Genomic DNA, 25637 nt, shown 5'->3' on the forward strand with positions numbered 1-25637 from the left:
CACGCGCTCGCGTCCCGGGTGTTGGCACGCTGTTGTCTGTGCCTCCCGGGGTGCAAGGGACTGCCTGGACGGCGCCCCACACGAAAGAAGGAGAAGACCTCGCCATGAATATCGCCCTCCTCATCATCATCGTCATCGCGATCATCATCGCGATCGTGAGCGGACTGAACTCGGCACTGAGCTGGCTGCTGTGGGTCGCGGTGATCGTCGGTGTGATCGCCCTGATCGCCTTCCTCTTCAGAGTCATCAGCGGTCGTAACCGCGTCTAACAGACCCCCCAGGGTGGATCGGCGTTTCGGGTGCGCCGGGTTCACCGACATCGCGATATCTGTCGCGAACACGGATGCCACGTCCCCTCCCCCAAGGGACGTGGCATCCGTTCTGTGTACGGGCGTCAGAGCCGAGCGTCCGCGTACACGCTGAGCGCGTCGCGGATGAACTCCGCGCCGGCGGTCCCGCCCGCCGGTGTGGCGTAGTTGGCCGCGAATCGCGGATCCGCGACATACATCTCCGCGAGACCGAGCACGTACCCCCTGGCGTCTCCGCCGGGGTCGGCCGCGGGCGTCCCGGGTATGGCGCGCAGCCACGCCACATGCCGCTCGGCGAGGGCTTGCGCCTCGGCCGACTGCGGATCGACGCCGCTCTCGGCAGCCGCGATCCAGTCGCGCTGCAACTCCGCGGTACGCGTCGACCAGCCCGCCTTCTCGTCGGCGTCCATGCCGCGCCACCACGCGTCCGAGCGGGTGTACGCATCCGCGCCCCATCGCTCGATCACTTCCTCACGGTGCTGGGTGTGGTCGAATCCGTCGAACATCTCCTGTGCCATGAGTCGTTCACCTCCTCTCCTTCTTTCCAAGGTCTTCTCCACCGCGGCGATCTGCCGCGTCAGACGGTCCCGCTCCGCGCGGAGCCACGTGACGTGCGCGGTCAGTGCAGCCTCCTCCGTCGACGTCCGCTCGACGACCTCGGCGATCTGCGGCAGACCCAGTCCCATCTCGCGCAGGAGCAGGACCCGCTGCAGGCGCACGAGGGCGTTCTCGTCGTAGTAGCGATGACCGTGCGCGCCCGTCCTCGACGGCGGCAGCAGCCCGATGTCGTCGTAGTGCCGGAGCGTGCGGCTCGTCGTTCCGACCAGCCGCGCGATCTCCTGAATGCTCCACTCCATGGCGTCCTCCCACGGATGACGCTAGAGCTTGACGTTACGTCAAGCGCAAGCCCCGTCTGGGAGAATCCTCCGCGCAAGGCAGCAAACGCGATATATCGTGTTATCCTGCCTTCACGCGATATATCGCGAGATGCGGAAGGAGCCCGAAAATGACGCTCGAGAAGTGGTTGGTTCACCCGGGAGAGACCCGGGTCATCGACATCGAGACCGTACGCAAGCTGAAGGTCGGCCTGGTCGGGGGCCAGATCGACGTGGTCGCCCACGACGAACCGGGGGCGCGCATCGAGGTGCACGCGGTCACCGTGAAGGATCTGCGCATCGAGGTGACCGGCGACAGCCTGGAGATCGATCACCCGCAGCTGCGCTGGGACAACTTCCTCGAGGTCTTCCGCAACTTCGGCGCCGGAGGCCCCAAGGCCGAGATCAGCGTCGCCGTGCCGCGCGACGTCGCCCTGACGCTGGGCGTCGTGAGCGCGAGCGCCCTGGTCAGCGGCATCCGGAAGGACGCGCGGCTGAACACCGTCTCGGGCGACATCATCGTCGACGGACTCACTGGTGATCTCAACGTCAATGCCGTCTCGGGCGACGTGCAGGTGCGCCAGCTCGAAGGCGCGCTCACCGCGAACAGCGTCTCGGGCGACATCGCAGCCACCGGCGCCGTGCACAAGGCCTCGATCGACACCGTGTCCGGCGACATGCTCGTCGATGCGCACGGACCCGTTCACGCGGTCTCGCTCAACACCGTCTCGGGGAACGCCACCATCCGCCTGGATGACGACTTCCCCGCCAACTATGTCGTGCGCTCGGTGAGTGGTCGCGTGGTGGTGGACGGCGTGAAGCGCTCCGCTTCGGGCCCGACCAACTACGCCGATTCCACGGGTGAGCTCGCGGGGTCGTTCGTCGACATCCGCAGCAACTCCGTCTCCGGCACCGTGACTGTCCTGCGTCGCGGGTCGTCCGGCGTACGCGCGGGCGATCTCGCCGCCGAGGAGGAGTGGTGATGGCGCCGGTGTTCTCGCACGGCGACTTGCGGCTGTATCTCCTGAGCCTTCTCGACGAGTCGCCGCGGCACGGCTACGACCTCATGCAGGCACTGGCCGACCGCACCGGCGGCACCTACACGCCGTCGGCCGGCACGGTGTATCCGCGGCTCGCGAAGCTCGAAGAGGAGGGGCTCGTCACCAAGACCGTGGAGGGCCGCAAGACCGTCTACGAGATCACCGAAGCCGGTCGGGCCGAGGTCGCCGCGCGGGCGGGGGACTTGGACGGCATCGAGGCGGGGCTCGCCGACAGCGTGCGGCTCATCGCCGAGGAGGTACGGGGGAGCGTCCGCGATGCCATGCGGAGCCTGCGAGCCGACCTCGCCGCTGCCGCAGGAGACGAACGGCGCGGTGCGGCGGCCGCTCCCCGTGAGCCCGGCGTGCGGGGTCTCAGCCGGGAGCAGGTGCATCGGGCGGATGCCGTGGTCAACGAGTTCCGCGCGCGGGTGCGCTCCGACCTGCGCACGCACGTCGCGCGGGGCGGGGCACTGGCATCCGACGTGGTCGACGCGCTCGAATCGGCCTTGGACGAGGCCTCACGCGCGGTGACCCGCGCCCTGCACCACTGACGCGGATTCAGGTCCAGGCGATCTCTTCGTCGTCGGGGACCGGGTCGCCGAGCGGGATGACGAGCACCGGCCGGTGCTGTCGGTGCGTCAGGCGCGCGGCAACCGATCCCGTGAAGAACTCGCGGATGGATTCGCCGAGGCCGCGCTTGCGCGTGCCGACGACGATCAGCTTCGCGTCGATGCGGTCAGCGAGGTGCTTGATCGCGAGCGCCGGATCGCCGACGAGCTGATGCACGCTCCAGGGCACCGGGCAATCGGTGAGCGCCCGCTCCGCATCGGCGCGGACGGCGGCGAGATCGATGTCGCCTCCCCCGATGTCGAGGTCGACCGGCGCGGAGTGGATGTAGCCGTCGGGGTCTTCGAAGGTCACGAAACGCGTCACATCGACGTGCACGATCGCCAGCGGCACCGACAGCAGTCGCGCATACCGTGCGGCCTCGATCGTGACCCTCGGCGATTGGCCGGGAACAACTCCGGCGATGACGGCCCCCGCCGGGACGTCGGCTCTGTCGAGGGCCTGTTGTTCGGGTGTCGCGCCCGCGTTCTCGGCCATCAGTGTCGCCCTCCGTCCGGCCCGCGCGCGGGGGAGTGCGGGGCCACCGTGATATCCTGAATGCTACTCTTACCGGTTGGATCCGGATCCGTATATGCGTCGGGCCCGAGCTTAGCCCGCGTAGTCGATCAGAGGGGGTCTCGCATGGGGCGTGGCCGTCAAAAGGCGAAGCACACCAAGATCGCCCGTGAACTGAAGTACGACACGTACTCGGTCAATTACGCTGCCCTCGAACGAGAGCTCGGACACGCCGACGAGAACGACTACGTCGACAAGTGGGCTGACGAGCACGAGGAAACGTACGAGGACGAGAAGGCCTGAACCCGCGCGGGAATCAGGCCTCGCCGAAGACGAACCGGCCGGCGACAGTTACGACTGTCGCCGGCCGTCTCTCTCGGTGGGTCAGGCCGGGTGTCGCCGGCGCAGCACCGCGTACGTGCCCACTCCGAGGGTCGCGACGCCGAGTCCGATGGCCAGCCAGGGCACCGTCCCGCCCGTGCCGGCGAGAGGATTGCGAACGCCGCCCGCGACCGCTGCGGGAGTCTGCGACGACGAGGGGTCTCCGGGCACGGCGTCAGCAGTCACGGTGATGTTCGCGACGAGAGCGACGGCCGTCTGCGCGCCGGTGACGGTCACGGTGTGCTCCCCCGGCTCCCCCGGTGCCGTGACCGTGAACGACACCTGGCCCCCGAGCACATCCCGCTGGCCCAGATCGACGGGGTCGGATGCGAGCACCGCCGTCGCCTGCCAATCGGCGTCGAGCCCGGTCACCGTGACCGTGAACTCGTCGCCGGGCTTCACGGCCGCGACATCCGTCGCGATGGTGGCGTCCGCGCTGAGCGCGGTCAGGTCGCGCTGCAGGTGCAACGCGTTCGCGGCGGTGAAGAAGAGGTCGGTCTGATCGCTCAGCCCTACGACGTTCGCCGCGCCGGGGCCGTAACCGGCGATGCGGACCTGCGCGCCGGTGTGCTGCTGCGATCCCCCGGCCGGCGAGGTGCCGTACGCGACGATCATCGGCTGGCCGCCCGTCGTCAGCAGGTGTGTGTTCAGGCCGGGGATGGGGGACCCGACGATCTGGCTCGTGTGGGCGTGATCGGCGGTGACGACGACGAGCGTGTCATCGCGCTGCTTCGCGAATTCCAGCGCGACCTGAACCGCCTCGTCGAGATCGACGGTCTCGCCGATCTGCCCGCACGCGTTGGCGGCGTGGTCCTCCTTGTCGATGCTCGCGCCTTCGACCTGCAGGAAGAACCCGTCCTCGTTGTCGAGCAGGTTGATCGCCTTGTCGGTGAGAGCGGCCAGCGACAGCCCGCTCGCCAGCCTGGCCGGGTTGTCCGTGCACGACGCCGGCGCGGGGAGATCCCCGCCCGCGGTGAGGTCGACGGCGGCGGGCCCCTGCCACCGCACCGGGAAGTTCCCGGGGGTGAACAGGCCCAGGAGAGGCTTCTGGGCGGTGGCCTCGGCGACGGCGGCGAGCTCTGCGGCGTCGTCCACGACCTGGTACCCGCGGTCGGCTGCCTGCGCGAAGAGCGTCTCCCCCTGCCACGGGCCGGCCTTCGCCGACTGCAGGAAGCTCGCCGACCCTCCGCCGAGGGTCACATCCGGGCGCACGTTCAGGAGTTGCTCGCTGATCGACCCCAGTCCGCCGTTCTCCAGCGCCTCGTCGGTGCAGGTGGCCGTGGTCTGGTCGGGTCCGTAGCATCCGCGGGCGGAGATATGGGCGATCTCGGCACCGGGCGTGGCGTCCTGGATCTCGGCGGTGGAGACGTTGCCCGTCTTCTTGCCGTTCGCCTTGGCCAGCTCGAGCAGCGTCGGCTGCGCAATGCCGGCCACATCGACGCTCAGCCGTCCGTTGACCGTCTTGGTGCCGGTGGACCACGCGGATGCGGTGGACGCCGACTCCGACGCATAGTTCGGGTGACCGTCCGGCGTGACGGCCCAGTGCACGTAGGAGCCCGTCAGGGGCAGCGTATCGATGCCTGCGAACGTGCCGCCCGCGCCTTCGGCGTAATTGCGCGCGACGGTGATCTCCGAGTCGCCCATGCCGTCGCCGATGAGGAGGATCACGTTCTTGGCGGGGCCGTCGATGAGCGCGTCACGGATCGCGTCGGTGCGGTCGCCCTCGTGTCGGGCGGCGCCGCCGTTCTCGGTGATCGGCGTCTCGGCCGCGGCGGCCGGGAGGGCGGTGAGCACTCCAGCGGACAGCAGGGCGATCGCGGCGAGCGCCGACAGGCCCGCGCGGGCGCGTCGGGGAGGGGGGACAGGTGTCATGGGGGGGTCCTTCGCTGGGATGCGGCGCCGGTCGACGCCGCGGTCCTCAGCGAACTCCCCGCGGTCGAACGCCGCGCAACGCCCGTGTGAATTCCGCCGGAACTCGGATCAGGACTGCTGGCTGTCCTCGACCCAGGCGAGGTACTCCTCCGACACCGTGCCGGTGACGTACCGTCCGTCGAAGCAGCTCATGTCGAGGTCGTCGAGATCGGACCCCTCGAGGATCGCGGCCTTGAGGTCCTCGACCTCCTGGTAGACCATGTGGTCGGCCCCCAGCTCTGCGGCGATCTCCGGGATGGTGCGCCCGTGGGCGACGAGTTCGTGCCGCGACGGCATGTTGATGCCGTAGACGTGCGGGTAGCGGACGGGGGGTGCGGCCGAGGCGAACGTCACGCTCTTCGCGCCGGCGTCCCGGGCCATCTGGATGATCTCGCGACTGGTCGTGCCCCGCACGATCGAGTCGTCGATGAGGAGCACGTTCTTGCCCTTGAACTCGGTCGACATCGCGTTGAGCTTCTGTCGCACGCTCTTCTTCCGCACCGCCTGCCCGGGCATGATGAACGTGCGCCCGACGTAGCGGTTCTTGTAGAAACCCTCGCGGTACTCGATGCCCAGCTGGCGCGCCACCTGCATCGCGGCAGGGCGGGCGGAGTCGGGGATCGGCATCACCACGTCGATCGACCCCTCCGGCGTGTGCTTGGCGATGGTGGCGGCCAACCGCTCCCCCATCCGCAAGCGTGCCTCGTAGACCGAGATGCCGTTCATCACCGAGTCGGGCCGCGCCAGGTAGACGTACTCGAACGAGCACGGCTTCAGCTGCGGGGCGGGGGCGCACTGGCGCGTGTGGAGGGTGCCGTCGAGCGTGACGAAGACCGCCTCGCCCGGCAGGATGTCGCGCACGACATCGAAGCCCGCGTTCTCCAGCACCAGCGACTCGGATGCGACGACCCACTCGTACGTTCCCGCGCCCGAGCCCGTCGCATCCGCTGCCCGGCGCGTACCGAGGATGAGCGGGCGGATGCCGAACGGGTCACGGAAGGCGAGGAGGCCGTGCCCGGCGATGAGGGCGATCGCGGCGTACGAGCCCTCGACGCGGTCGTGCACGCGGGAGACGGCGCGGAACACCTGATCGGGGTCGAGATCGGGGACGGTGATCTCGGACTGCAGCTCGGAGCCGAGGATGTTCACGAGCAGCTCGGTGTCGGAGCTGGTGTTGAGGTGCCGGCGATCCTTGTGGAACAGGTCGTCGGTGAGCTCGCGGGTGTTCGTGAGGTTGCCGTTGTGCACCAGCACGATGCCGTAGGGGGCGTTCACGTAGAACGGCTGCGCCTCCTCCTCGCTGGAGGCCGTGCCCTTCGTGGCGTACCGGACGTGACCCAGCCCGATCTCGCCGAGGAGCGAGCGCATGTCGCGGGTGCGGAAGGCCTCGCGCACCATGCCGCGCTGCTTGTTGATGTGGAAGACGCCATTGGCCTCGGCCGTCGCGATGCCGGTCGAGTCCTGACCGCGGTGCTGGAGGAGGAGGAGCGCGTCGTAGATCTCCTGGTTGACCGGGCCGTGCCCGACCATGCCGACGATGCCGCACATGGGGTGTTACTTCGCTCCGTTCTGGGGGCCGGATGCTCCGGCGCCGTCGGCGTACGCGCCGACGAGGCGCACCGCACCGCCGTCGACGCCCTTCGCGCCCTGCTCGTACTCTCCGTCGGGTCGGGAGTCGTCCGAGACGACGCCGACCTGCCACGTCGCGATGCCGTCGGCGGCGAGCGCGGCGGTCGCCGCATCCGCGGTCTCGGGGGCGACGACGGCGAGGAAGCCGACGCCGAGGTTCCACGTGCCCTCGGTGTCGGCGAGGGGGAGTTCGCCGAGGTCGGCGAGCACGCGGAAGACCGGAGGCGGCGACCAGGTGGAACGGTCGACGTCGACCCACGTGCCGCGCGGGAGCACGCGGGCGAGGTTCGCCGCGATGCCGCCTCCGGTGACGTGGCTGAGCGCGTGCACGCCGGACGTGCGATCGAGCAGACGCAGGAGCGGCGACGTGTAGAGCCGAGTGGGTTCGAGGAGCGCCTCGCCCCACGTCGTGCCGAAGTCGGCGGCGTGGTCGCCGTATCCGATGCCGTTCCGGGCGACGATGTGGCGCACGAGGGAGTATCCGTTGGAGTGCAGTCCGCTCGAGGCGAGCGCGAGGACGACGTCGCCGCTCTGCACGCGCTCGGCTCCGAGGATCCGGTCCGCTTCGACCACGCCGGTCGCGGCGCCTGCGACGTCGTAGTCCGCCGGGCCGAGGAGTCCGGGGTGTTCCGCGGTCTCGCCGCCGACGAGAGCGGTGCCGGTGGCGGAGCATCCGGCCGCGATCCCCGAGACGATCGCCGCGATGCGCTCGGGATGCACCTTGCCGCACGCGATGTAGTCGGTCATGAACAGCGGCTTCGCGCCGACCACGACGATGTCGTCGATCACCATGCCGACCAGGTCGAGGCCGATCGTGTCGTGCTTGTCGAGGGCCTGCGCGATGGCGACCTTCGTGCCGACGCCGTCGGTGCTGGTGGCCAGCAGCGGTCGCGTGTAGCCGCGGAGGGCGCTGGCGTCGAACAGCCCGGCGAACCCGCCGACGCCGCCCTGCACCTCGGGGCCGTGGGTGCCGCGGACGGCCGACTTCATCAGCTCGACCGCGAGGTCTCCTGCTGCCGTGTCGACGCCGGCGGCGGTATAGGGGTTGTGGGACGCCACGGCCTCCAGCCTAGTGGCGCGGCGGAGCCCGCCGGACGCCGCGGGAGCGTTCCGACGGGTCCGCCGCATCCGCCCCGCGGGCCTGCGCGCTCGCGCGGATCGAGGGGAGTGCGGGTGAGGCGGGTAGTGCGGATCACGAGGGGAGTGCGGGTCCGCGGTGGTTCGCACTCCCCTCGTGAGAAGCACTCCCGTCGTGACCGCTCAGCGCGCGAGGTGCCGATCCTGCGCGAGGGCGCGCACGATCGCGTCCTGCACCGAGGGCCAGTCGTCGATCAGCTGCCGGTACCCGACGCGGATGACGTGGTAGCCGAGGAGCATCAGCTCGGCATCGTGGCGGATGTCCTCCTCGCGCTGCGTCCCGACGTGATGGCCGCCGTCGACCTGCAGCACCAGCCGCTCGCCGATGAGGAAGTCGACGTGATGGCCCGCGATCCACACCTGCGGCAGGACGCGGGCCCGCATCCAGCGCAGGCGGCGCAGCACGAACGTCTCCAATCCCGAGTCCGAGTAGGCGGAGGCTGCCTCGAGAAGCTCCCGCAGCGCCGCCGAGATCGGCATGCGCTCGAGCGATCGGCGCGACACGAGCTCCTGCCGCAGCGCCGACTCCACGATCGCCAGTGCGACCTCGTGCGGCTGGCAGCGCGCGACGAGGTCGAGCACGTTCTCGATCGAATCCGCCAGCTGGGCGGGGTCGCGAGCCAGCACGGGCCGCGCCCGGTGCACGTGCACGGCCTGCGGGTCCGGTCGAACGTGGCCGCGATGGGCGGATGCCGCGGCATGCGGCCGATCCTCGCCCAGGACCCACAGGCCCCGGCGCCGTGCCGCCGTGACGCACGACAGGACGACGCCCTCGCGCGCGGCTGCGACGAGGTACGCGTCGGCGTCGGGGGTCGCCACCCACGTTCGACGCAGGCGCAGAAGCAGCCCGAGGGAGACCGCGAGAGCGATCCGTCGGGAGCTCTCGCCGCCGCGCACGAGGTCGGCGCTCCGCACGACGCCACCGCCCTGCCGAACGCGGGCGAGAAGATCGTCGAGACCCGGGGATGCGACCATGCTCGATGCTCGCGCGCGGCGCGTCGGGCCGGAGGGCACCGCGTCGGATCGCGGGACGGGCCGCCGCATCCGCCCCCTGGGGAGGAGAGGTCACGAGGCCGGATGCCTCCGAGCGGCTCGCGCCGAGCGGAGTGCATCTCACGAGCGGAGTGCGGATCCGGCCCATCCGGCACTCCCGTCGCGAAATCCACTCCCGCCGTGGCGCCGGCTCCGCGAGGGTGGGACGCGGCGGGACGCGGCGGGGCGACACGCGGCGACTCCGGACGCCGCGCGCGCTCGTAGGATGGGCGGCATGCGGGACGGCAGCGGGCCGGAGTGGGTGATCCGCGAGGACGCGGGGCAACCCGTGCTCGTCGCGCTCTTCCTGCGCCAGGCGCTCGGCATCCGCTCCCCCGATGAACTCCCCCCGCTGCGTGGACTCCCCCCGCGGACCGTGCCGGCGTGGCCGGAGGAGTTGCAGGCGCTGCTCGAGCGCGAGTGGCGCGCCTACTGGGCCATGACGGTCGAGCCGCAGGCCCACCCGTCGCCCGAGCCGCTCGACCTGGTGGACGGCTTCGCCACTCTCGTCGCGCTGCCCGAATCTGCCCGGGCGCTTCGGGGCGCCATCCAGCCGCACGCCGCGGCCGCGGTGGCCTTCGCGCGCGATGCCCACGAGCGATATCGCGCAGAGAGCACCGCCAAACGCGGAGTGTCGTACCGGGCGTATGCCAGTGCCATCGCCGAGCACGAGCGGCAGGTGGGCCGCCGCGCGCATTCCTTCGAGCTGAACGTGCAGGTGCTGCCGCTGGCTCAGCGCGGAGTGTGGTGGATCGGATCCCTGACGGTCGCCGTGACCGACGGGCTCCGCGGCGACGTCGTCGCCTTCGACGCCGCGATCCACCCGATCATCGCGGAGCTGGCGTAGCGCTCAGTCGGGCAGCTGCACCCTCTCGTGGTCGACGCGCACCTCGCGGGTGCGCCGCCCTACGGTCCGCTCGAAGACGAGCGCCACCACACCGCCGAGCGCCACGCCGACCGGCACGCACAGGAGAGTGACGAACCCGAAGACCTGGAGCGTCGAATACTCCATGCCGGTGTTCGGGCTCGCGCCCGCCGATCCGGAGAATGCGAGCGTGAGGATGCCGGCGACCACGACGCCGAGCACCGCGCCGAAGGCGAGGAACACGCCGTACTTCGGCGCCCGGCGCACGCGCACGGTCTCCATCTCGTCCCGGACGGACGGTGCGGCGTGCGGATCGGACATGCTCCCATTGTCGCACTCCGGGCTGGACGCGGACTGCGGATGCGACGGCCACCGCCACGAGGAGCGCGAGCCCGCCCACGGCGAAGGGCCACACCGGCACACCGTCGGCTTCGATCTCGGCCGTCTCCTCTGCCTCGATGCCGCCGGCGACCGCCTCGCCCTCGGATGCCGGCGCAACCGGCTCGCCGCATCCGCTGTCCAGCGGCAGTCGCGCGGTGAGGGCGTCCATGGCGTCGCCCGCCGGGTACGTGCCGAAAGCTGCCGCGCCCGCGTCGGTAAAGGCGACCGGAACGGCGTCGAGCACGAGAGCGTCGCCGGTCGCAGCTGCGTCGGTGGGTTAGGTGTGCCTACCCTAAGATGAGTTCCGCACGTCTGGCACAGCGCGCGCTGTCGCCACCTTCAAGGTAAGCCGCACCTATGTATCCAGCCCACCGATCGACCGGCAGAGCCGGGCGGGTCCGGCGCGCGTGCGGGCGGGCGGCTGCTCTCCTGGCGCTCACCGCATGCGCGCCGTGACGAGCGAGGTCGTCCTGCCCACCCCCTCTCGCGGGCGGACGCCGCGATTCGTCCTCCTCTCCCTCGCGCTCACGGTTGCGCTCGTAGCCACCGTCGTCCTCTCCCTCGGGATCGGTCAGTTCGCGCTCGCCCCCCGCGAGGTGGTGGGGATCCTCCTCCGCGAGATCGGAGTCGCCACATCGTGGGCACCCGATTCCGCCACGGCGACGGGTGTCGTGATGGACATCCGCCTCCCCCGGATCCTCCTCGGCCTTCTCGTGGGTGCCGCCCTGGCCGTGTCGGGCGTGCTGATGCAGGCGATATTCGGCAATCCGCTGGCCGATGCGGCGGTGGTCGGGGTCTCGTCGGGCGCCGCCCTGGGCGCCGCGGCGAGCATTACCCTGGGCGTCACGGTTTTCGGGATGTGGACGACGCCGACGTGGGCGTTCGTCGGCGGGCTCGCCGCCGTGCTCACGGTGTACCTGGTGAGCCGTTCGGGCGGGCGCACCGAGGTGGTCACGCTGCTGCTCACCGGCATCGCCGTCAACGCGATCGCCGGTGCCGGTCTGGCGTTCATGACCTTCCTCGGCACGACGGCGACACGCGAGCAGATCGTGTTCTGGCAGCTCGGCAGCCTCAACGGCGCGCTGTGGCAGAACATCGCGCTGGTGCTCCCCCTCACGCTCGGCGGTGTCGTCATCGGCTTCGCGGTGTCACGGCGGCTCGACCTGTTCGCCCTCGGTGAGCGCACCGCGCGACATCTCGGCGTCCGGGTCGAGCTCCTCCGGGTGAGCGTCATCGTGACTGTCGCGCTGCTGGTGTGCGCCGCCGTGGCCTTCGCCGGCATCATCGGTTTCGTCGGGCTCGTCGTTCCGCACCTCATGCGGATGCTGATCGGGCCGGCGCACCTGCCGTTGATGGTCGTGAGCACGCTGGGTGGGGCGTTGCTGATCGCCCTGGCAGATCTCGTCGCGCGCACCGCCGTCCCGATGGCCGATCTGCCGATCGGCATGCTCACCGCACTCGTGGGTGGGCCGTTCTTCCTGTGGCTCCTGGTACGCACCCGGCGCCGATCGGGAGGGTGGGGATGAGCGTGCGTCTGGAGGCCCGCGCGGTGACGGTGATCCCGGACGGCGCGCGCGCACCCATCCTCGCCGAGGCATCCGTCCAGATCCGGGCCGGCGAGGTGCACGCGCTCGTGGGCCCCAACGGCGCCGGCAAGTCCACCCTGTTCGGCGTGCTGGCCGGCGACGTCACGACCAGCACCGGTAGCGCGTGGCTCGACGGCCGGAAGCTCGCGGCGTACCCGGCGCGCGAACTGGCACGCCTTCGCGCGGTTCTGCTGCAGCAGAACGCGGTGAGCTTTCCGTTCACCGTCTCAGAGGTGGTGGCGATGGGCAGGGCGCCCTGGGCGCGCAGCGTCCACGCCGACGAAGACGAGAAGGCGATCCGGGCCGCCATGACCGACACGGATGTCGTGGAGCTCGGCTCGCGGACGATGCCCTCGCTGTCCGGCGGCGAACGAGCACGCGTCGCTCTGGCCCGTGTCCTGGCACAGCGCACCGGCATCATCCTCCTCGACGAGCCGACGGCGGCATTGGATCTGCGGCATCAAGAGGACGTCCTCGCCCTCGCGCGCCGCCGCGCTCACGAGGGCGCAGCGGTGGCCGTCGTCCTGCACGACCTCAACGCGGCGATCTCCTCGTCCGACCGCGTCACCCTGCTCTCCCGCGGTACCGTCGTGGCCTCGGGCGCGCCCGCCGAAGTGCTCACCGCCGCGCGGATCGAGGAGGTGTACGACCAGCCCGTCGACGTCTTCCCCCACCCTCGAACGGGGCTCCCGGTCGTCCTCCCCCGGCGTTGAGACGACCCGGCCCCGCAGTCACGGACGCCGCGACGCGCGCTGCCAGGGCAACGCCTGCATGAGGTTGAGGACGGCCAAGATCCCGGCGCTGAGCGCCATTGCCGTCCCCAGCAGCGGCAGGACGAGAGGGCTGGCGAACCCCAAGGGCCCCCCGGGCACGAGTCCCTCGCTCTGCGGGAGGAGCGTCGCGGTGTCGGCCACCGGGAACATCGGGAGGACGGGCTCGCCGTCGCTCGCGAGAGCGGCGGCCAGCGGACGCTGGCGCACGACGTTCCGCGGCGAGTTCTCCTCGCCGCCGGCCGGCCGAGGCGGAGTGACCGCCAGGGCGTCGTCCGCGTCGTAGCTGATGTACAACGTCGAGGCGACTTTGGCAGGATCGCGCTGTCCGCCGGTGGTCAGCCAGTAGCCGGCCTGACCGGTGAGTTTCTGGTAGTGCACGAAGGACGCCGGGAACGACCCCCAGTGCGCATCGTTCTGCGGCGAACGCGCCGTCTGCCCCGCGTCCGGCACCTCCACTCCCCGGTACAGCGGGTCGGTGGCGAACCCCGCGTCAGCCGACGTGTCCACGCCGCGCAGCTCGGCCAGCACGACCTGGCGCTCGGGGAGCGGTTCCCACCGCGTGATGTCGGTCATGGACGCTCCGAAGCCGCTCGCCGTCGCGGTCACGCGCCCGTTGCCCGCCGCATCGATCGACAGCACCGGGTCGCTCGCGCTCCAGTACGTCATGCCGCCGTAGAAGACGACGGTGAACGACCCCGTCCATCGGATCTCCAGGCTCCCATCGGACGCGCGGCGTCCGGCACCACCCTCGATGACGACCTGATTGCCGCTCTGGCTGGAGAGGGAGGATGCCGTGACCTCGCGCCCCTCCGCGTCCCGGCAACGATCGGCCCATGTCGCCACGTCGTACTCGCCGACCCCGCGCGGCTTCTCGATGCGCACGTCGCCGTCGACCGCCCGGTACAGCCCGTGCTCCTCGGTCCACACCACCCCGCCGCGACCGACGTCGCCGGATCGGCCGGCACTGAGGAAGTTGCATCCGCCCGCGAAGGCGCCGGAACCGGCTTCGGCGTTCAGTCCCCACCGGAACTGCGCGTCGGTGATCGCGTCGCCGGCCGGCTGACCGTGATCGGGGACCGTCACCACGATCTCGCCACCGGAGTCGGCGGCGAGCGCCGGGAGCGCGGTCGGCACGACCGCGAGTGCGCCGGCGAGAAGCGCCACGAACAGCAGGCGAGCAGCGGCCCTCACCGCAGCGCCCCGGTCGTCGACAGCGGGCGCGTGGCAGCGTCCGGCCCGGAGTGCCGCGGCGCCGAGGACTTGTCGAGCACTGTGTGGGCGCGGCGGGCGCGGCGACGACGCGCGGCGCGACGGAGGGAGGCGATGACACTGACGAACACCAGGGCGAGGGACAGCGCGATGCTCGAGGCGAGGAGGACGAACACCCACATCGGCGTCTCGGGTGCGGCCGCGGCGGCTACGAGATCGGCCACTCGGACGGTGACCTCCGACCCGGAAGTCAGGCCGGATGCCGCCCCCGTGAGAGTGACCAGATGGGTGCCGTCCCGGATGTCGCGGGGCACCGGCAGCACGCCGGCGACCTCTCCCTGCGCACCGGCGGAGAGAGGGCCGACCGACACCAGGCCGTTGTCGAGGGTGGCGATGATCTGCTCGCCGGGGGCGAATCCCTGCCCGGTGAAGGCGACCGACGTACCGGCCTCCACCGTCGGGCTCGCAAGTCCCACGCGCACCGTTCCCGGGGCCGCGGCTGCCGGGGCGGCATCCGCGCCGCCAGGCGCCGTGGCAGCCGGCGTCTGGAACCGGATGGGGGTGAAGGTCTCGTTGTTCGCGTTCTTCACTCCGTGCGCGCCGATGGTGATCACGCCGCAGGTCTGCGCGCGGCAGTCCACGCTCGAGGTGCGCCCGTTCCTGTCCTTGCTCTCGAAGACCGCTCCGGGGATGACCATCGAGACCGACCACGACCCGTCCCCGGCCATCACCGCGTGCGCGGCGCCCTCGGTGTCACTGCCCGGGAACGCCACGAACCGCTGGAAGCCCTGATTGTCCTGCGACTCGGAGTCGGGGACGTAGCGGAAGTCCTCCCCCACGACGCCGCCGCTGCTGGGCTTCCACGACGAGCCGCCGGGGTCATCGACCCAGCCGAACAGCACGTAAACACCGCCGAAACCGTTCTGGATCGACTGGAACCCGCTGCCGCGCAAGGTGACCTCGGTGGCGTAGTCCGGGTCGACCGTCGCCGTGCCCTGGGCGTTGCTCACGGCAACCCCTGCCGCCGCGTGTGCGGCCAGCGGTGCGCCCAGCAGTCCGGCCGTGACGGCGAGGCCGACCACCGCGAGGCCGGCGATCCGGGAACGCCGGCTCATCGCGTGGCCTCGCTCGGGGCGTAGACCGCGACCGCGAGGGCGTCGAGCACCGCGGCGGTGTCGGGACCGAAGCTGAGGATCGTGGTGTCGGACATGTCGACGATCCGCCCTTTCTGGCCCGCGACGGTCTGGCCCACCGCCGGGATGTGCTCGGTGAGCCCGTCGACGCCGCCGACCGAGTCCAGCCCCTTCGTCATCATCAGGATCACGTCCGGGTTCGCGGCGACGAGCGCCTCCGCGGTCACCGGTCTCATCCCCACCCAACCGTTCTGCCCGGCGATGTCGATGCCCCCGAGAGCCTCGATGAGACTGTCGGCGCCGGACTCCTCGCCGAAGAGGTAGTACACGCCCGACTGCCCGCGGACGTAGAGGAAGAGCATGCGGAGGCGATCGGCCGGGTCGGCCGGCGCGACGTCGGCGATCTGGGCGACCTTCGCCTCGACGGCGGCAGTGGTGCGCTGGGCGAGCGCGGATCCGCGCTCGGGCACCCCGAGCGCCTGCGCGACCTCGATGATGAGACCCCCCAGTCCGTCGATCGATCGCCGGGAGTCGACGACGACGACGGGGATGCCGATCTCCCGCATCTGCAGCACCGTGTCCCACGGGCCGAGACTGGTGTCGGTCAGGATCACCGTGGGGTCGAGTTCGAGGATGGCCTCGGCGTTGAGGTCGTGCCCGTTCTGCGTCACGAGCGGGCGGTCGGCGATCTCGGCGAATCCGCTCGAGATGTCGCGTCCGACGATCCGGTCGCCGAGGCCGAGCTCGAAGACGATGCGGGAGAGCGATCCGTAGATGTCGAGCGCGAGGATGCGAGAGGCATCCGACACGGTGACGAGGGTCCCCTGTGCGTCGGTGATGGTCGCCGGGAGCGCCGGTGCCGGTCCGTCGACCGGCGCGACGGGCGCGGGCGCCGCCACCGCCGTCGAGGCCCCCGTCCACTCGCGGGGGTTCTCCAGTGGCGTCACCGCTGCCAGTGCGGGAGTGGGATCGGCGTCCTCCGCGACACCGGAGCCGGTCGCCTGGCAGCCGGTGAGGACCAAGGCGGCGAGAACGAGCAGAAGGGCTGCCCGAGCCGGGCGGGAGCGGGATGCGATCACGGGGACTCCGACGAGAAGTTAGGTAAGCCTTGCCTCATTCGAGACCGTATTAATAAGGTAAGCCTAACCGAACCTCGAATCCAGCTCGGAATCGAGATCCGGCCCTCTTCCCGAATCCATCCGAAAGGACACATCGTGCATTCACGCCTTCCTACGCCGCATCGCGGCACGCGACTGCTCGTCGCCGCCGGGGCGGCGGCGGCTCTCGCCGCCGGCAGTCTGGCCCTGGCAGCCCCCGCCCAGGCCGCCCCGACCGAGGTCGAGGGAGCGTCCTTCACGTGGGGTCTCAACGGCTACGCGCAGAAGGGGATCTTCGGGCCGTGGACCTTCAAGAACCTCACCGGCGACGCCCAGTACCTCGCCGGCGCGACGCAGACCGAATACGTCACCGCGCCCTTCCCCGCCACGTCGTTCCCGACGAACGCGCCGAGCGGAGCGAACCCGAACGCCGTCAAGTTCGTCGAGGGTGAGGGCACCGTCGACGCCGTCACCGGCGCGGCGGAGCTGTCGTGGACCGGCTCGTACACGATCAACGCGTACCCGGCCATCTACAACGCCCCGAACGAGATCTACTCCGACCCGCAGCTGTCGGTCGCCGCCGACGGCTCCGGAGAGCTGACCTTCGACTTCACCATCGGTGCCGGCACCGATATGAACGGCAACCCGTTCGAGGCGGTCGACTACGGCCGCCTGACGCTGGCGACCTTCAGCGCCGGCTCCATCAGCGGCCTGGACGGAGACGGCTACCGGCTGTCGCCCGACTTCTCGGGGGTGACCCTCGACCCCGCCGTCGTGTCGAACCAGGTCACGACCTGCACGGCGCCCAGCCTCGCCGGAGCATGGCCCGCGGAGTTCGTCGAGACCCTCGCTGCCGACCCCGCCGGCGCATCCGTCGCCGCGCACTTCTACTCGACCGGATGCGGCGGCAACCAGGACCTTAAGCCGGCGCTGCCGCTGGACGTCGCGTTCAGCTTCGCGGAAGTGCCGACCGAGCCCGAGGCCGGCGCCGGTGACATCGTTGTGGAGGTTCCGGACGCACCCGAGCCCCCGACCGGCACGTTCGGCTGGGCATGGGCGACCGAGTCGGCCGTCGATCTCGGCACGGCGGTCACCAGCGGCGCCAACTTCGCCGCATCCGGCTCCCTCAACGATGTGATCGTGACCGACACGCGCGCGGGCGGCACGTCGCCGCACACCTGGAGCATCTCGGGGCAGGTCACCGACTTCACTGCGGGCGCGAACAGCTTCAGCGGTGGGTACCTCGGATGGAGCCCCAAGCTCGTGAGCGGCGCGGCGACGCTCGGCACGGCCGTCACCTCTACGCAGGTCGGGGGCGTCGGCCTTTCGCAGGCCAGCGTCCTGGCGAGCTCGGGCACGGCGGCCAGCGCGACAGTGGGGGCGGACCTGTCGCTCGTCATCCCCGGCACGACAGCCGCGGGCGACTACCGCACCACGCTGACGCTCACCGCGGTGCAGTGATCCGCCGGCACAGCTGACGACGTCGGCGGGCGGGGGTTCGGCGCACACTCGCCTCCCCCGCCCGCCGCACTGACGAGGAACCGATATGTCCCGACCCTTTCCCTTCATCCCCCTCGGCGTCGTCGCGGCTGCCGCCGCGGTGCTCTCGCCGGCAGGCATGGCGCTGGCGGCGACCGGCGCCGCCGCAGATCCCCCCGCCGTCGCGTGGACCGTCGAGACCGGAGACGGCAGCCAGGGCGAGGACCGGCCCAACTTCGCGTACGTCGCCGAGCCGGGCGACGTCTTCGCCGACACGATGCGGGTCACCAACACCGGGACCTCCCCGCTCGCGCTCGCCGTGTACTCCGCCGACGCCTTCACCACGCCCAGCGGGATGATCGACCTGCGCACGGCGGAGGAGCCGCCCGAAGACGCGGGCGCGTGGATCACCGCCGACACCGCCCAGCTCGACCTCGCCCCCGGCGCCCAGGCGGACATCGCCTTCACCGTCGCCGTCCCCGGCGACGCCGCCCCCGGCGATCACTCGGCGGGCCTGATCACCTCGTTCCGCGGCGGCGCTCAGGCAGCGTCGATCGACGTCGACCGTCGGCTCGGGACGCGCGTGACAGTCCGGGTGGCGGGCGAACTCGCACCGGCGGTCGAGGTGCACGACGTCCGAGCGGGCTACGCGCCCTCGTGGAACCCGTTCGAGCCGGGCACGCTCGTGCTCGACTATCGCATGACCAACGTCGGCAACACCCTCGCGACAGCGACCGACGGATCGACCGCTGCGGGGCCGTTCGGAGCCTTCGCCGCCGCCCCGGGACCGCTCGCGCTGCCGGAGGTCATCCCGCGCTCGACCGTCGACGTGCACCGTGAGATACCGATCGCCCCCTGGGGATGGCTCTCCGGCGAGGTCGTCGTGCATCCGGAGGCCGTCGGCATCGGCATGCAGACTCTGGCCGCCGTCGCCGTCCCGTACACCGTGATCGCCCTCCCCTGGACACTGCTGCTCGTGTTCGTGGTCCTCGTCGGCGTCACGGCCGCGGTGTGGCTGATCACCCGCCGGCGTGTGCGACGCCGGGCGGAGGCGGGCGCGCGCGGCGCGGGGTGATCAGGGTCGCAGCGGCAGCAGGTCCGTGAGGTTCGAGCGGGTTCCGGATGCCGCGATGCGGCCCGCAGCCGCCGCATCCGCCCAGGCGGTCCCGCCGGTCGCGACGGCGATCCAGGTCGCCCCGTCCATCTCGACCACGTTCGGCGGTGTACCACGCGTATGGCGCGGGCCCTCGACGACCTGCACCGCGCCGAAGGGCGGCACCCGCACCTCGACGGTGTGCCCAGGGGCCTTCTCGGCGAGGAGCTGCAGGAGGTACCGCGTGGCCGTGGCGAGGTCCGTGCGCGCCGGCGCGCGTCCGGCGGCATCGGCGGCCGAGATCGCGCCGAGCGCCGCGCGGCCGTCGGCGGTCTCGATCTTGCGGGGCATGCGTCCACGCTACGCCGTACCGTACGCCGTCCGAGCGGTCCGGCGGAGGGCAGATCGGCCCGTTCCGGAGCCGCTCCGACGATCGAGACGGAGTGCGGTACGGCCGGGGGCGGGGCGAGGCGCTCGGTAGGCTGAGGCGGTGCGCATCCTCGTCCTCGGTTCCGGTGCCCGCGAGCACGCCCTCATCCTCGCCCTGCGCTCGGAGGACGCCGAGCACGCGATCTTCGCCGCCCCCGGCAATGCCGGCATCGCCTCGGACGCGCACCTGGTCACGCTCGATCCGAACGATCCGGTCGCCGTCGCGGAGTTCTCCGGCGCCGAGAACATCGACCTCGTGATCGTCGGGCCGGAGGCCCCGCTCGTGGCCGGCGTGGCCGACGCCCTCCGCACCCGCGGCATCCCCGTGTTCGGTCCGGGCAGGGCCGCGGCGCAGCTGGAGGGCTCGAAGGCCTTCGCCAAGCGCATCATGGACGCGGCGGCGGTGCCGACGGGCCGCGCCATCCGCGCGCAGAACACCGCCGAGGTGGCTGCCGCCCTCGACCAGCTCGGTGCGCCCTACGTCGTCAAGGCCGACGGCCTCGCGGCGGGGAAGGGGGTGCTCGTCACCGACGACCGCACCGCCGCTCTCGCGCACGCCGAGTCGTACCTCCCGGATGCTCCGGTGCTGGTGGAGGAATTCCTCGACGGCCCCGAGGTGTCGCTGTTCTTCCTCAGCGACGGTGACGCGGTGCTCCCCCTCAGCCCCGCGCAGGACTACAAGCGCCTGCGAGACGGCGACGCCGGACCCAACACCGGCGGCATGGGCGCCTATTCTCCGCTGCCGTGGCTGGCCGAGCGCTTCGGCGGGGAGGCGGAGTTCGTCGACCTGGTCACGCGCGAGATCGCCGAACCCGTCATCCGCCAGCTCGATGCGGAGGGAACGCCGTTCATCGGCCTGCTCTACGCCGGTCTCATCCTCACCGACGCCGGCGTGAAGGTCATCGAGTTCAACGCGCGCTTCGGCGACCCCGAGACGCAGGTCGTGCTGCCGCGGCTCGTCGACCCGCTGTCGGAGCTGCTCCTGGCCGCCGCATCCGGCAACCTCGAGGAGCGCCCGCGCCCCGCGTTCGCCGAGGCCACGGCCGTGACGGTCGTGCTCGCGAGCGACGGCTACCCCGAGGCGCCGCAGACCGGCCGCCGCATCCGCGGAGTGGATGAGGCGGCCGCTGTCGAGGGGGTGCACATCGCCCACGCGGCCACCGCACCCGACGGAGCAGGGTTTCTCGCGACCGGCGGACGCGTGCTCAGCGTCGTTGCGCTCGGGACGACCTTCCGTGAGGCGCGGTCACGGGCGTACGAGGCGATCGGGCTCCTCGAGCTCGAGGGCGGTCAGTACCGCACCGACATCGCCGCCCGCGTCGTCGAGGACTGACACCGGCGGCGGATGCCGCGTCGCGGCGCGGCGCGCTCCCCCGACCGGCGCGGGCCGCGGCGGCACCGGCGTTGCCGGCGACGGCTTCGCTACTCGGCCGCGGCCGAGGCGACGGGCGCCGGCGACGGGGCGGGCAGGGTCTTCGGCCGGCGCAGGAACAGCACCGCGATCACACCGAGGAGCAGCACCGAGGCAGGCAGCAGCACGGTCTGCGCCATGGCCTGCGAGAACCCTTCGGCGACCGCCGGCGGCAGCGTACCGCCGCCGAAACCGCTCGGGGCGTCTGCGGCTCCGGGCAGGTTCGCCTCCAGGCGGGCCTGCATGAACGCCGCCACCGACGCCGAGCCGATGACCGAACCGATCGTGCGCGTGGTGTTGTAGATCCCGGCTCCCGCCCCTGCCTGGCGGGGCGGCAGCATCCGGGTCGCGGTCGTCGCGAGCGGCCCCCACATCCCCGCACTTCCGATCCCCATGAGGGCGGAGGGCAGCAGGAACTGCCAGATCGGGGTGTCGACGGTCATGAGCGCGGCGTACCAGAACAGCGCCGCCGATGTGAGGATCAGCCCCGGCACGAGAAGGAGGCGGGGGTCGGTGCGATCGAGGAGCTTCCCGGCGAACGGCGCGAGCACGCCGGAGATCAGCGCCATCGGCACCAGGAGCAGGGCGGACTCGGTCGGTGTCAGTCCGCGCGCGAGCTGGATGAAGAACATCAGCGGCAGCGCCATCGTCGTCATCGTGAACCCGACCGTCGCGATCGCGAGGTTGGAGATCGAGAAGTTGCGCTCGCGGAAGAGGTCGAGCGGAACCAGCGGCTCGCGCGTGGTCCGCCTCTGCCCCCACACGAACGCCACCAGCACTCCGACGCCACCGACGACCATCGCCCACACCCAGGGGGCCCAATCGAAGTGCTCGCCCTCCTGCAGCCCGAAGACGAGGAGGAAGAGGCCGAGACCGCTGAGGAGGACACCCGGGATGTCGAAGCGGTGAGGATGCTTCTCCAGCGACGGCACCAGCATCCATGCCAGCACGAACCCGATGATGCCGACGGGGATGTTGATGAAGAAGATCCACTCCCAGCCGAGGCCGTCTACGAGGAGACCCCCGGCGAGCGGGCCGACGAGCGTGGCGACGCCGGCTGTCGCCCCCCAGAGCCCCATCGCCGCACCGCGCCGGTCGGCGGGGAAGGTCCGCGTGATGACGGCCATCGTCTGGGGCGTCATCAGGGCCGCGCCGACGCCCTGTACCGCCCGGGCGGCGATCAGCATGCCGAGAGAGGTGGACAGTCCGCACGCGAGGGAGGCGAGGGTGAAGACGGCGAGGCCGGAGAGGTAGATGTTCTTCGGGCCGAAGCGGTCGCCGAGGCGCCCCGTGACCAGGAGCGGCACGGCATAGGTGAGGAGGTACGCGCTGGTCACCCACACGACGTTGTCGAGGTTGTTCGTGTCGGGGTCGAGCGCAGCCTTGATGGCGGGGTTCGCCACGGAGACGATCGTCGTGTCGACGAGGATCATGAAGAACCCGATGACGAGCGCCCACAGCGCCGGCCACGGTCGGGCGGCGTGCGGAGACGGCGACGTCGCTGGTGCGGTCATGTCAGACGGCCTTTCGGTTCGCAGACGGAACACCCCACGGCAGCGTGCCGTCGCGAAGGCGGGTGAGAAGGGCTTCGGTCCATGCGAGGTCGGTCGCGAGAAGCGCGGCGGCACGGTCGACCTCGACGAGGTATTGGCCCGGCACGTTTCGAGCGGATGCTCCGGCGAGCGTGTCGCGGAGCCCCTCGAGCTCGCCGGCGAGCAGTTCACGGCGCCGATCGAGCAGCTCGCTCACCTCGCGGGCGTCGAGGTTGTGGGCCTCGGCGAGCGCCACGGAGAACTCCGTCGCGCGGTCGGTGACCGCCAGCTCGTGCCGCACCCAGGTCGCGACGGCACCGAAGCCGGCGTCGGTGAGCGTGTAGGTGGTGCGCTCGGGGCGCTTTCCGTCGCGGTCCACGCCCACCTCGGCGAGCAGCCCCGCCCGCTCGAGCCGCGAGACGGTGTGGTAGAGCGTGCCCTGCTGCACGCGGACGAGGCGATCGTCGCGACGCGTACGCAGCAGGCGCAGCATCTCGTACGGGTGCATGTCACCTTCTCGCAGCAGCCCGAGCACCATCACGCCGAGCGGCGTGAGGGGCACAGCATCCGCAGCCATGGTCACTCCATATCGATTAGTCCAGATGGACTATACACGCATCGGCGCGTGCGCGACGGGCACTCGGCGCCCGATCGATCGGCGCCTCCCGGGCGACTCGGGGCCACTCCGGCACCACGGGTGGTGCAATCGTCGCGGGATACGGTGCGAGGGACGCGCTGCCCGGATAATGGGGCGGGTGATCGACACCCCCCGACTTTCCGGCTGGACCCATGTGTACTCCGGAAAGGTGCGCGACCTGTTCGTCCCGGTCGGCACGTCCGAGGGCACCCGCCCGACGCGCATGCTGGTGGTCGCCAGCGACCGTGTCAGCGCTTTCGACTCCGTCCTCTCCCCCGGGATCCCCGACAAAGGCGCCCTCCTCACGGCTCTCAGCCTGTGGTGGTTCGACCGGCTCGCCGGCGGCGACGGCGGGCGCCGCATCCCGAACCACCTCATCCCCGACCACGTCCTCGTCGGCGACGCCGCTCTCGAGCTCATTCCCGAAGAGGTGATGGGACGCGCCATGCTCGTCGCCTCCCTCGACATGGAACCCATCGAGTGCGTCGTGCGCGGATATCTGACCGGCTCGGGGTGGGCGGAGTACCAGGCCGACGGCACGGTGTGCGGAATCGCCCTGCCGGCCGGCCTTCGAAACGGCGACAAGCTTCCGGAGCCGCTTTTCACGCCCGCGTTCAAAGCGCCGTTGGGCGAGCACGACGAGAACATTTCCTATGAGCGCACCGTGGAGATCGTCGGGGCCGAGACGGCCGCCGAACTGCGCGAGCTGTCGCTGGAGATCTACCGTCGCGCCGCGGCGACCGCCGAGAAGCGCGGCCTGATCCTCGCCGATACGAAGTTCGAGTTCGGCCGCGATGCCCGCGGCACCCTCGTGCTCGCCGACGAGGTGCTCACGCCCGACTCGTCGCGGTACTGGGATGCCGAGGCATGGCGCACCGGCGCGACCCCGGCCGAGCGCATGGCGAGCTTCGACAAGCAGATCGTGCGCGATTGGCTTGCCGCATCCTGGGACAGGAAGGGCGAGCCGCCCGCTCTTCCCGACGACATCGTCGCCCGCACGCGCGCACGCTACGCCGAGCTCCTGCAGCGCCTCACCGGCGGCTGAACCGCGACGTCGCGCACAACATTCCGGATCGATCGGCGCTGCCGACGTCGTCCGCCGGCCCGGCGGCCGGAGACGCGCGGATGCTCCGGAATAGTGTGTGCGACGCAGCCGCGACACGCGATCGCTACAGTGTCGGAGGCGCTCCGCAACCACCGGCGCCACCGAGGAGGACCCATGCCGATCTGGAAGCTGCACGGAGACGGCCGCACCGTCGAACCCGGGGCGGTCGTCCGGCCCGATGAGCGGCTGAACTGGCCCGCGACGATCGCCGTCGGCGTGCAGCACGTGATCGCGATGTTCGGCGCCACGTTCCTCGTGCCGATCCTCACCGGCTTCCCGGTCTCGACGACGCTGCTGTTCTCGGGGGTCGGGACGCTGCTGTTCCTCCTGGTGACGCGCAACCGCCTTCCCAGCTACCTCGGCTCGTCGTTCGCCTTCATCGCGCCGGTCACCGCCGCCACTGCATCCGCGGGCATGGGATCGGCCCTCGCCGGGATCGTGGCCGTCGGCATCCTGCTGGCCGCCGTCGGCTTCGTCGCGCAGTTCGCCGGCACCGGGTGGATCGACAGGCTCATGCCGCCGGTCGTCGCCGGCGCCATCGTCGCGCTGATCGGCTTCAACCTCGCGCCGGTGGCGTGGACGAGCTTCCAGGTGCAGCCGCTCATCGGCACGATCACGCTGGCGGCCGTGGTGCTCTTCAGCGTGCTGTTCCGCGGGTTCCTCGGCCGGATCTCGATCGTTCTGGGCGTCGTCGTCGGCTACCTCGCCGCCGTCGTGCTGCAGCTGACCGGCACCGACTCGATCGACTTCACCCCGGTCGCGGATGCCGCGTGGATCGGACTCCCGGAGTTCCACGTGGCCGACTTCGCCTCACCCGGCACGTGGAGCGCGATCGCGATGTTCCTCCCGGTGGTGCTGGTGCTCATCGCCGAGAACGTCGGACACGTCCGCGGCGTGGCGACCATGACGGATGCATCCGTCAACCGCTCCACCGGTCGCGCGCTCATCGCCGACGGGGCGGCGACGACCCTCGCGGGCCTGTTCGGCGGATCGGGCACCACGACCTACGGAGAGAACATCGGCGTCATGGCCGCGACGCGCGTGTACTCCACCGCCGCGTACTGGGTCGCCGGTGCCGCGGCCATCCTGCTCAGCCTCTCGCCCAAGATCGGGGCCGTGTTCAACACGATCCCGCCGGGCGTGCTCGGCGGAGTGACGACGGCCCTGTACGGGCTCATCGGCATCATCGGCATCAAGATCTGGGTCGACAACCGTGTCGACTTCTCACGCCCGGTGAACCAGTACACCGCGGCGGTGTCGCTGGTCATGGCGATCGCCGGCTTCACGGTGGCGTGGGGCGACTTCCAGCTCGGCGCGATCGTGCTGGGCGCCGCCGCGGCCCTCGTGATCTACCACCTCGGCAACCTCATCGCCCGCGCACGCAAGACCGGAGCGGATGACGGCGGCCCCATCCCCGCCGTGGGTCCGCTGGGGGGCGACCCTCTCTGAATCGGGGCGGGCGCGTTCGCGCG

Annotated in this window: 25 protein-coding genes; 12 read left to right on the forward strand and 13 right to left on the reverse strand. The window is 71.2% G+C overall.

Annotated elements, in window-relative coordinates; genetic code table 11:
• The first annotated feature begins 104 nt into the window (after positions 1-104).
• Entirely contained in the window at positions 105-269 is a 165-nt protein-coding gene (locus ACTU3I_RS01230) for a hypothetical protein (protein WP_442923778.1), read from the forward strand.
• A 125-nt stretch (positions 270-394) separates the two neighbouring features.
• Here ACTU3I_RS01230 and ACTU3I_RS01235 read toward each other — a convergent pair whose 3' ends face one another.
• A complete protein-coding gene (locus ACTU3I_RS01235) occupies positions 395-1165 on the reverse strand; it encodes a MerR family transcriptional regulator (protein WP_442923779.1) in 771 nt (256 codons plus the stop codon).
• Between the two features lie 149 nt (positions 1166-1314).
• Between ACTU3I_RS01235 and ACTU3I_RS01240 the strand changes: the two genes are divergently transcribed.
• A complete protein-coding gene (locus ACTU3I_RS01240) occupies positions 1315-2166 on the forward strand; it encodes a DUF4097 family beta strand repeat-containing protein (protein ID WP_442923780.1) in 852 nt (283 codons plus the stop codon).
• Complete coding sequence (locus ACTU3I_RS01245) at positions 2166-2774, forward strand: PadR family transcriptional regulator (protein ID WP_442923781.1); 609 nt, start codon at positions 2166-2168, stop codon at positions 2772-2774. The genes ACTU3I_RS01240 and ACTU3I_RS01245 overlap by 1 nt, the downstream gene beginning before the upstream one ends.
• A 7-nt stretch (positions 2775-2781) precedes the next feature.
• Here the strand turns inward: ACTU3I_RS01245 and ACTU3I_RS01250 are convergent, their stop codons facing one another.
• The gene (locus ACTU3I_RS01250; RefSeq protein WP_442923782.1) at positions 2782-3327 is read right to left on the reverse strand and encodes a universal stress protein; all 546 of its coding nucleotides are present in this window, start codon (positions 3325-3327) and stop codon (positions 2782-2784) included.
• A gap of 144 nt (positions 3328-3471) precedes the next feature.
• Between ACTU3I_RS01250 and ACTU3I_RS01255 the strand changes: the two genes are divergently transcribed.
• Positions 3472-3648: a DUF3073 family protein gene (locus ACTU3I_RS01255; RefSeq protein WP_442923783.1), complete on the forward strand. Its 177-nt coding sequence runs from the start codon at positions 3472-3474 to the stop codon at positions 3646-3648.
• An 81-nt stretch (positions 3649-3729) separates the two neighbouring features.
• Here the strand turns inward: ACTU3I_RS01255 and phoA are convergent, their stop codons facing one another.
• The 4 genes from phoA to ACTU3I_RS01275 all read right to left on the reverse strand — a co-directional run bounded on the left by phoA (position 3730) and on the right by ACTU3I_RS01275 (position 9378).
• Positions 3730-5598 carry an alkaline phosphatase gene (phoA, locus tag ACTU3I_RS01260; RefSeq protein ID WP_442923784.1) on the reverse strand — a complete coding sequence of 623 codons (1869 nt, stop codon included), beginning with the start codon at positions 5596-5598 and terminating at the stop codon, positions 3730-3732.
• Between the two features lie 108 nt (positions 5599-5706).
• A complete protein-coding gene (gene purF / locus ACTU3I_RS01265) occupies positions 5707-7185 on the reverse strand; it encodes an amidophosphoribosyltransferase (protein WP_442923785.1) in 1479 nt (492 codons plus the stop codon).
• 6 nt (positions 7186-7191) lie between these two features.
• Positions 7192-8325: a phosphoribosylformylglycinamidine cyclo-ligase gene (gene purM, locus ACTU3I_RS01270; RefSeq protein ID WP_442923786.1), complete on the reverse strand. Its 1134-nt coding sequence runs from the start codon at positions 8323-8325 to the stop codon at positions 7192-7194.
• 201 nt (positions 8326-8526) lie between these two features.
• A complete protein-coding gene (locus ACTU3I_RS01275) occupies positions 8527-9378 on the reverse strand; it encodes an endonuclease domain-containing protein (protein ID WP_442923787.1) in 852 nt (283 codons plus the stop codon).
• Between the two features lie 292 nt (positions 9379-9670).
• Here ACTU3I_RS01275 and ACTU3I_RS01280 point away from each other — a divergent pair, with 292 nt between their 5' ends.
• Positions 9671-10282, forward strand: a complete 612-nt coding sequence (locus ACTU3I_RS01280) for a zinc-binding alcohol dehydrogenase (RefSeq protein WP_442923788.1) — start codon at positions 9671-9673, stop codon at positions 10280-10282.
• A gap of 3 nt (positions 10283-10285) precedes the next feature.
• On the opposite strand, the gene ACTU3I_RS01285 is transcribed toward ACTU3I_RS01280, so the two are convergent.
• A complete protein-coding gene (locus ACTU3I_RS01285) occupies positions 10286-10621 on the reverse strand; it encodes a potassium transporter Trk (protein WP_442923789.1) in 336 nt (111 codons plus the stop codon).
• 503 nt (positions 10622-11124) lie between these two features.
• Between ACTU3I_RS01285 and ACTU3I_RS01290 the strand changes: the two genes are divergently transcribed.
• Together ACTU3I_RS01290 and ACTU3I_RS01295 are read left to right on the forward strand one after the other, a co-directional pair.
• The gene (locus ACTU3I_RS01290; protein WP_442923790.1) at positions 11125-12207 is read left to right on the forward strand and encodes a FecCD family ABC transporter permease; all 1083 of its coding nucleotides are present in this window, start codon (positions 11125-11127) and stop codon (positions 12205-12207) included.
• Positions 12204-12980, forward strand: coding sequence for a heme ABC transporter ATP-binding protein (locus ACTU3I_RS01295; protein WP_442923791.1), 777 nt, complete (start codon positions 12204-12206; stop codon positions 12978-12980). The genes ACTU3I_RS01290 and ACTU3I_RS01295 overlap by 4 nt, the downstream gene beginning before the upstream one ends.
• Positions 12981-12998: 18 nt before the next feature.
• Here ACTU3I_RS01295 and ACTU3I_RS01300 read toward each other — a convergent pair whose 3' ends face one another.
• Genes ACTU3I_RS01300 through ACTU3I_RS01310 form a run of 3 tightly spaced genes read right to left on the reverse strand, consistent with a single transcriptional unit; the run spans position 12999 to position 16461 of the window.
• A complete protein-coding gene (locus ACTU3I_RS01300; RefSeq protein WP_442923792.1) occupies positions 12999-14231 on the reverse strand; it encodes a hypothetical protein in 1233 nt (410 codons plus the stop codon).
• Positions 14228-15364, reverse strand: coding sequence for a hypothetical protein (locus ACTU3I_RS01305; protein WP_442923793.1), 1137 nt, complete (start codon positions 15362-15364; stop codon positions 14228-14230). Before ACTU3I_RS01305 ends, ACTU3I_RS01300 begins: the two co-directional genes overlap by 4 nt.
• Positions 15361-16461, reverse strand: a complete 1101-nt coding sequence (locus ACTU3I_RS01310; protein ID WP_442923794.1) for a heme/hemin ABC transporter substrate-binding protein — start codon at positions 16459-16461, stop codon at positions 15361-15363. Before ACTU3I_RS01310 ends, ACTU3I_RS01305 begins: the two co-directional genes overlap by 4 nt.
• A 135-nt stretch (positions 16462-16596) precedes the next feature.
• Here ACTU3I_RS01310 and ACTU3I_RS01315 point away from each other — a divergent pair, with 135 nt between their 5' ends.
• Both ACTU3I_RS01315 and ACTU3I_RS01320 read left to right on the forward strand, forming a co-directional pair.
• Positions 16597-17940: a hypothetical protein gene (locus ACTU3I_RS01315; protein WP_442923795.1), complete on the forward strand. Its 1344-nt coding sequence runs from the start codon at positions 16597-16599 to the stop codon at positions 17938-17940.
• Between the two features lie 85 nt (positions 17941-18025).
• Positions 18026-19033: a WxL protein peptidoglycan domain-containing protein gene (locus ACTU3I_RS01320; RefSeq protein WP_442923796.1), complete on the forward strand. Its 1008-nt coding sequence runs from the start codon at positions 18026-18028 to the stop codon at positions 19031-19033.
• Here ACTU3I_RS01320 and ACTU3I_RS01325 read toward each other — a convergent pair whose 3' ends face one another.
• Complete coding sequence (locus ACTU3I_RS01325; protein WP_442923797.1) at positions 19034-19402, reverse strand: sterol carrier family protein; 369 nt, start codon at positions 19400-19402, stop codon at positions 19034-19036.
• Positions 19403-19541: 139 nt separating this feature from the next.
• Here ACTU3I_RS01325 and purD point away from each other — a divergent pair, with 139 nt between their 5' ends.
• On the forward strand, positions 19542-20813 hold the full coding sequence (purD, locus tag ACTU3I_RS01330) for a phosphoribosylamine--glycine ligase (RefSeq protein WP_442923798.1): 1272 nt from the start codon (positions 19542-19544) through the stop codon (positions 20811-20813).
• 89 nt (positions 20814-20902) lie between these two features.
• On the opposite strand, the gene ACTU3I_RS01335 is transcribed toward purD, so the two are convergent.
• Positions 20903-22405, reverse strand: coding sequence for an MFS transporter (locus ACTU3I_RS01335; RefSeq protein ID WP_442923799.1), 1503 nt, complete (start codon positions 22403-22405; stop codon positions 20903-20905).
• Position 22406: 1 nt separating this feature from the next.
• On the reverse strand, positions 22407-23000 hold the full coding sequence (locus ACTU3I_RS01340; protein WP_442923800.1) for a PadR family transcriptional regulator: 594 nt from the start codon (positions 22998-23000) through the stop codon (positions 22407-22409).
• 178 nt (positions 23001-23178) lie between these two features.
• Between ACTU3I_RS01340 and ACTU3I_RS01345 the strand changes: the two genes are divergently transcribed.
• Both ACTU3I_RS01345 and ACTU3I_RS01350 read left to right on the forward strand, forming a co-directional pair.
• Positions 23179-24105 carry a phosphoribosylaminoimidazolesuccinocarboxamide synthase gene (locus ACTU3I_RS01345; RefSeq protein ID WP_442923801.1) on the forward strand — a complete coding sequence of 309 codons (927 nt, stop codon included), beginning with the start codon at positions 23179-23181 and terminating at the stop codon, positions 24103-24105.
• 174 nt (positions 24106-24279) lie between these two features.
• Positions 24280-25614 (forward strand): uracil-xanthine permease family protein, encoded by a 1335-nt coding sequence (locus tag ACTU3I_RS01350; RefSeq protein ID WP_442923802.1) that lies wholly within the window; start codon positions 24280-24282, stop codon positions 25612-25614.
• The last annotated feature ends 23 nt before the right edge of the window (positions 25615-25637 follow it).

This window comes from Microbacterium sp. RD1, from assembly GCF_052220165.1.
In the GTDB taxonomy this organism is placed as follows: Bacteria; Actinomycetota; Actinomycetes; order Actinomycetales; family Microbacteriaceae; genus Microbacterium.

Excerpts from the sequence above, each read along its gene's own strand:
- ACTU3I_RS01235 (WP_442923779.1), bottom strand. The coding sequence starts at position 1,165 with ATGGAGTGGAGCATTCAGGAGATCGCGCGGCTGGTCGGAACGACGAGC.
- ACTU3I_RS01285 (WP_442923789.1), bottom strand. The coding sequence starts at position 10,621 with ATGTCCGATCCGCACGCCGCACCGTCCGTCCGGGACGAGATGGAGACC.
- ACTU3I_RS01245 (WP_442923781.1), top strand. The coding sequence starts at position 2,166 with ATGGCGCCGGTGTTCTCGCACGGCGACTTGCGGCTGTATCTCCTGAGC.
- ACTU3I_RS01295 (WP_442923791.1), top strand. The coding sequence starts at position 12,204 with ATGAGCGTGCGTCTGGAGGCCCGCGCGGTGACGGTGATCCCGGACGGC.
- purF (WP_442923785.1), bottom strand. The coding sequence starts at position 7,185 with ATGTGCGGCATCGTCGGCATGGTCGGGCACGGCCCGGTCAACCAGGAG.
- ACTU3I_RS01340 (WP_442923800.1), bottom strand. The coding sequence starts at position 23,000 with ATGGCTGCGGATGCTGTGCCCCTCACGCCGCTCGGCGTGATGGTGCTC.
- ACTU3I_RS01280 (WP_442923788.1), top strand. The coding sequence starts at position 9,671 with ATGCGGGACGGCAGCGGGCCGGAGTGGGTGATCCGCGAGGACGCGGGG.
- ACTU3I_RS01255 (WP_442923783.1), top strand. The coding sequence starts at position 3,472 with ATGGGGCGTGGCCGTCAAAAGGCGAAGCACACCAAGATCGCCCGTGAA.
- phoA (WP_442923784.1), bottom strand. The coding sequence starts at position 5,598 with ATGACACCTGTCCCCCCTCCCCGACGCGCCCGCGCGGGCCTGTCGGCG.
- ACTU3I_RS01320 (WP_442923796.1), top strand. The coding sequence starts at position 18,026 with ATGTCCCGACCCTTTCCCTTCATCCCCCTCGGCGTCGTCGCGGCTGCC.
- ACTU3I_RS01305 (WP_442923793.1), bottom strand. The coding sequence starts at position 15,364 with ATGAGCCGGCGTTCCCGGATCGCCGGCCTCGCGGTGGTCGGCCTCGCC.
- ACTU3I_RS01250 (WP_442923782.1), bottom strand. The coding sequence starts at position 3,327 with ATGGCCGAGAACGCGGGCGCGACACCCGAACAACAGGCCCTCGACAGA.
- ACTU3I_RS01325 (WP_442923797.1), bottom strand. The coding sequence starts at position 19,402 with ATGCCCCGCAAGATCGAGACCGCCGACGGCCGCGCGGCGCTCGGCGCG.
- ACTU3I_RS01290 (WP_442923790.1), top strand. The coding sequence starts at position 11,125 with ATGCGCGCCGTGACGAGCGAGGTCGTCCTGCCCACCCCCTCTCGCGGG.
- ACTU3I_RS01350 (WP_442923802.1), top strand. The coding sequence starts at position 24,280 with ATGCCGATCTGGAAGCTGCACGGAGACGGCCGCACCGTCGAACCCGGG.
- ACTU3I_RS01275 (WP_442923787.1), bottom strand. The coding sequence starts at position 9,378 with ATGGTCGCATCCCCGGGTCTCGACGATCTTCTCGCCCGCGTTCGGCAG.
- ACTU3I_RS01240 (WP_442923780.1), top strand. The coding sequence starts at position 1,315 with ATGACGCTCGAGAAGTGGTTGGTTCACCCGGGAGAGACCCGGGTCATC.
- ACTU3I_RS01230 (WP_442923778.1), top strand. The coding sequence starts at position 105 with ATGAATATCGCCCTCCTCATCATCATCGTCATCGCGATCATCATCGCG.
- ACTU3I_RS01335 (WP_442923799.1), bottom strand. The coding sequence starts at position 22,405 with ATGACCGCACCAGCGACGTCGCCGTCTCCGCACGCCGCCCGACCGTGG.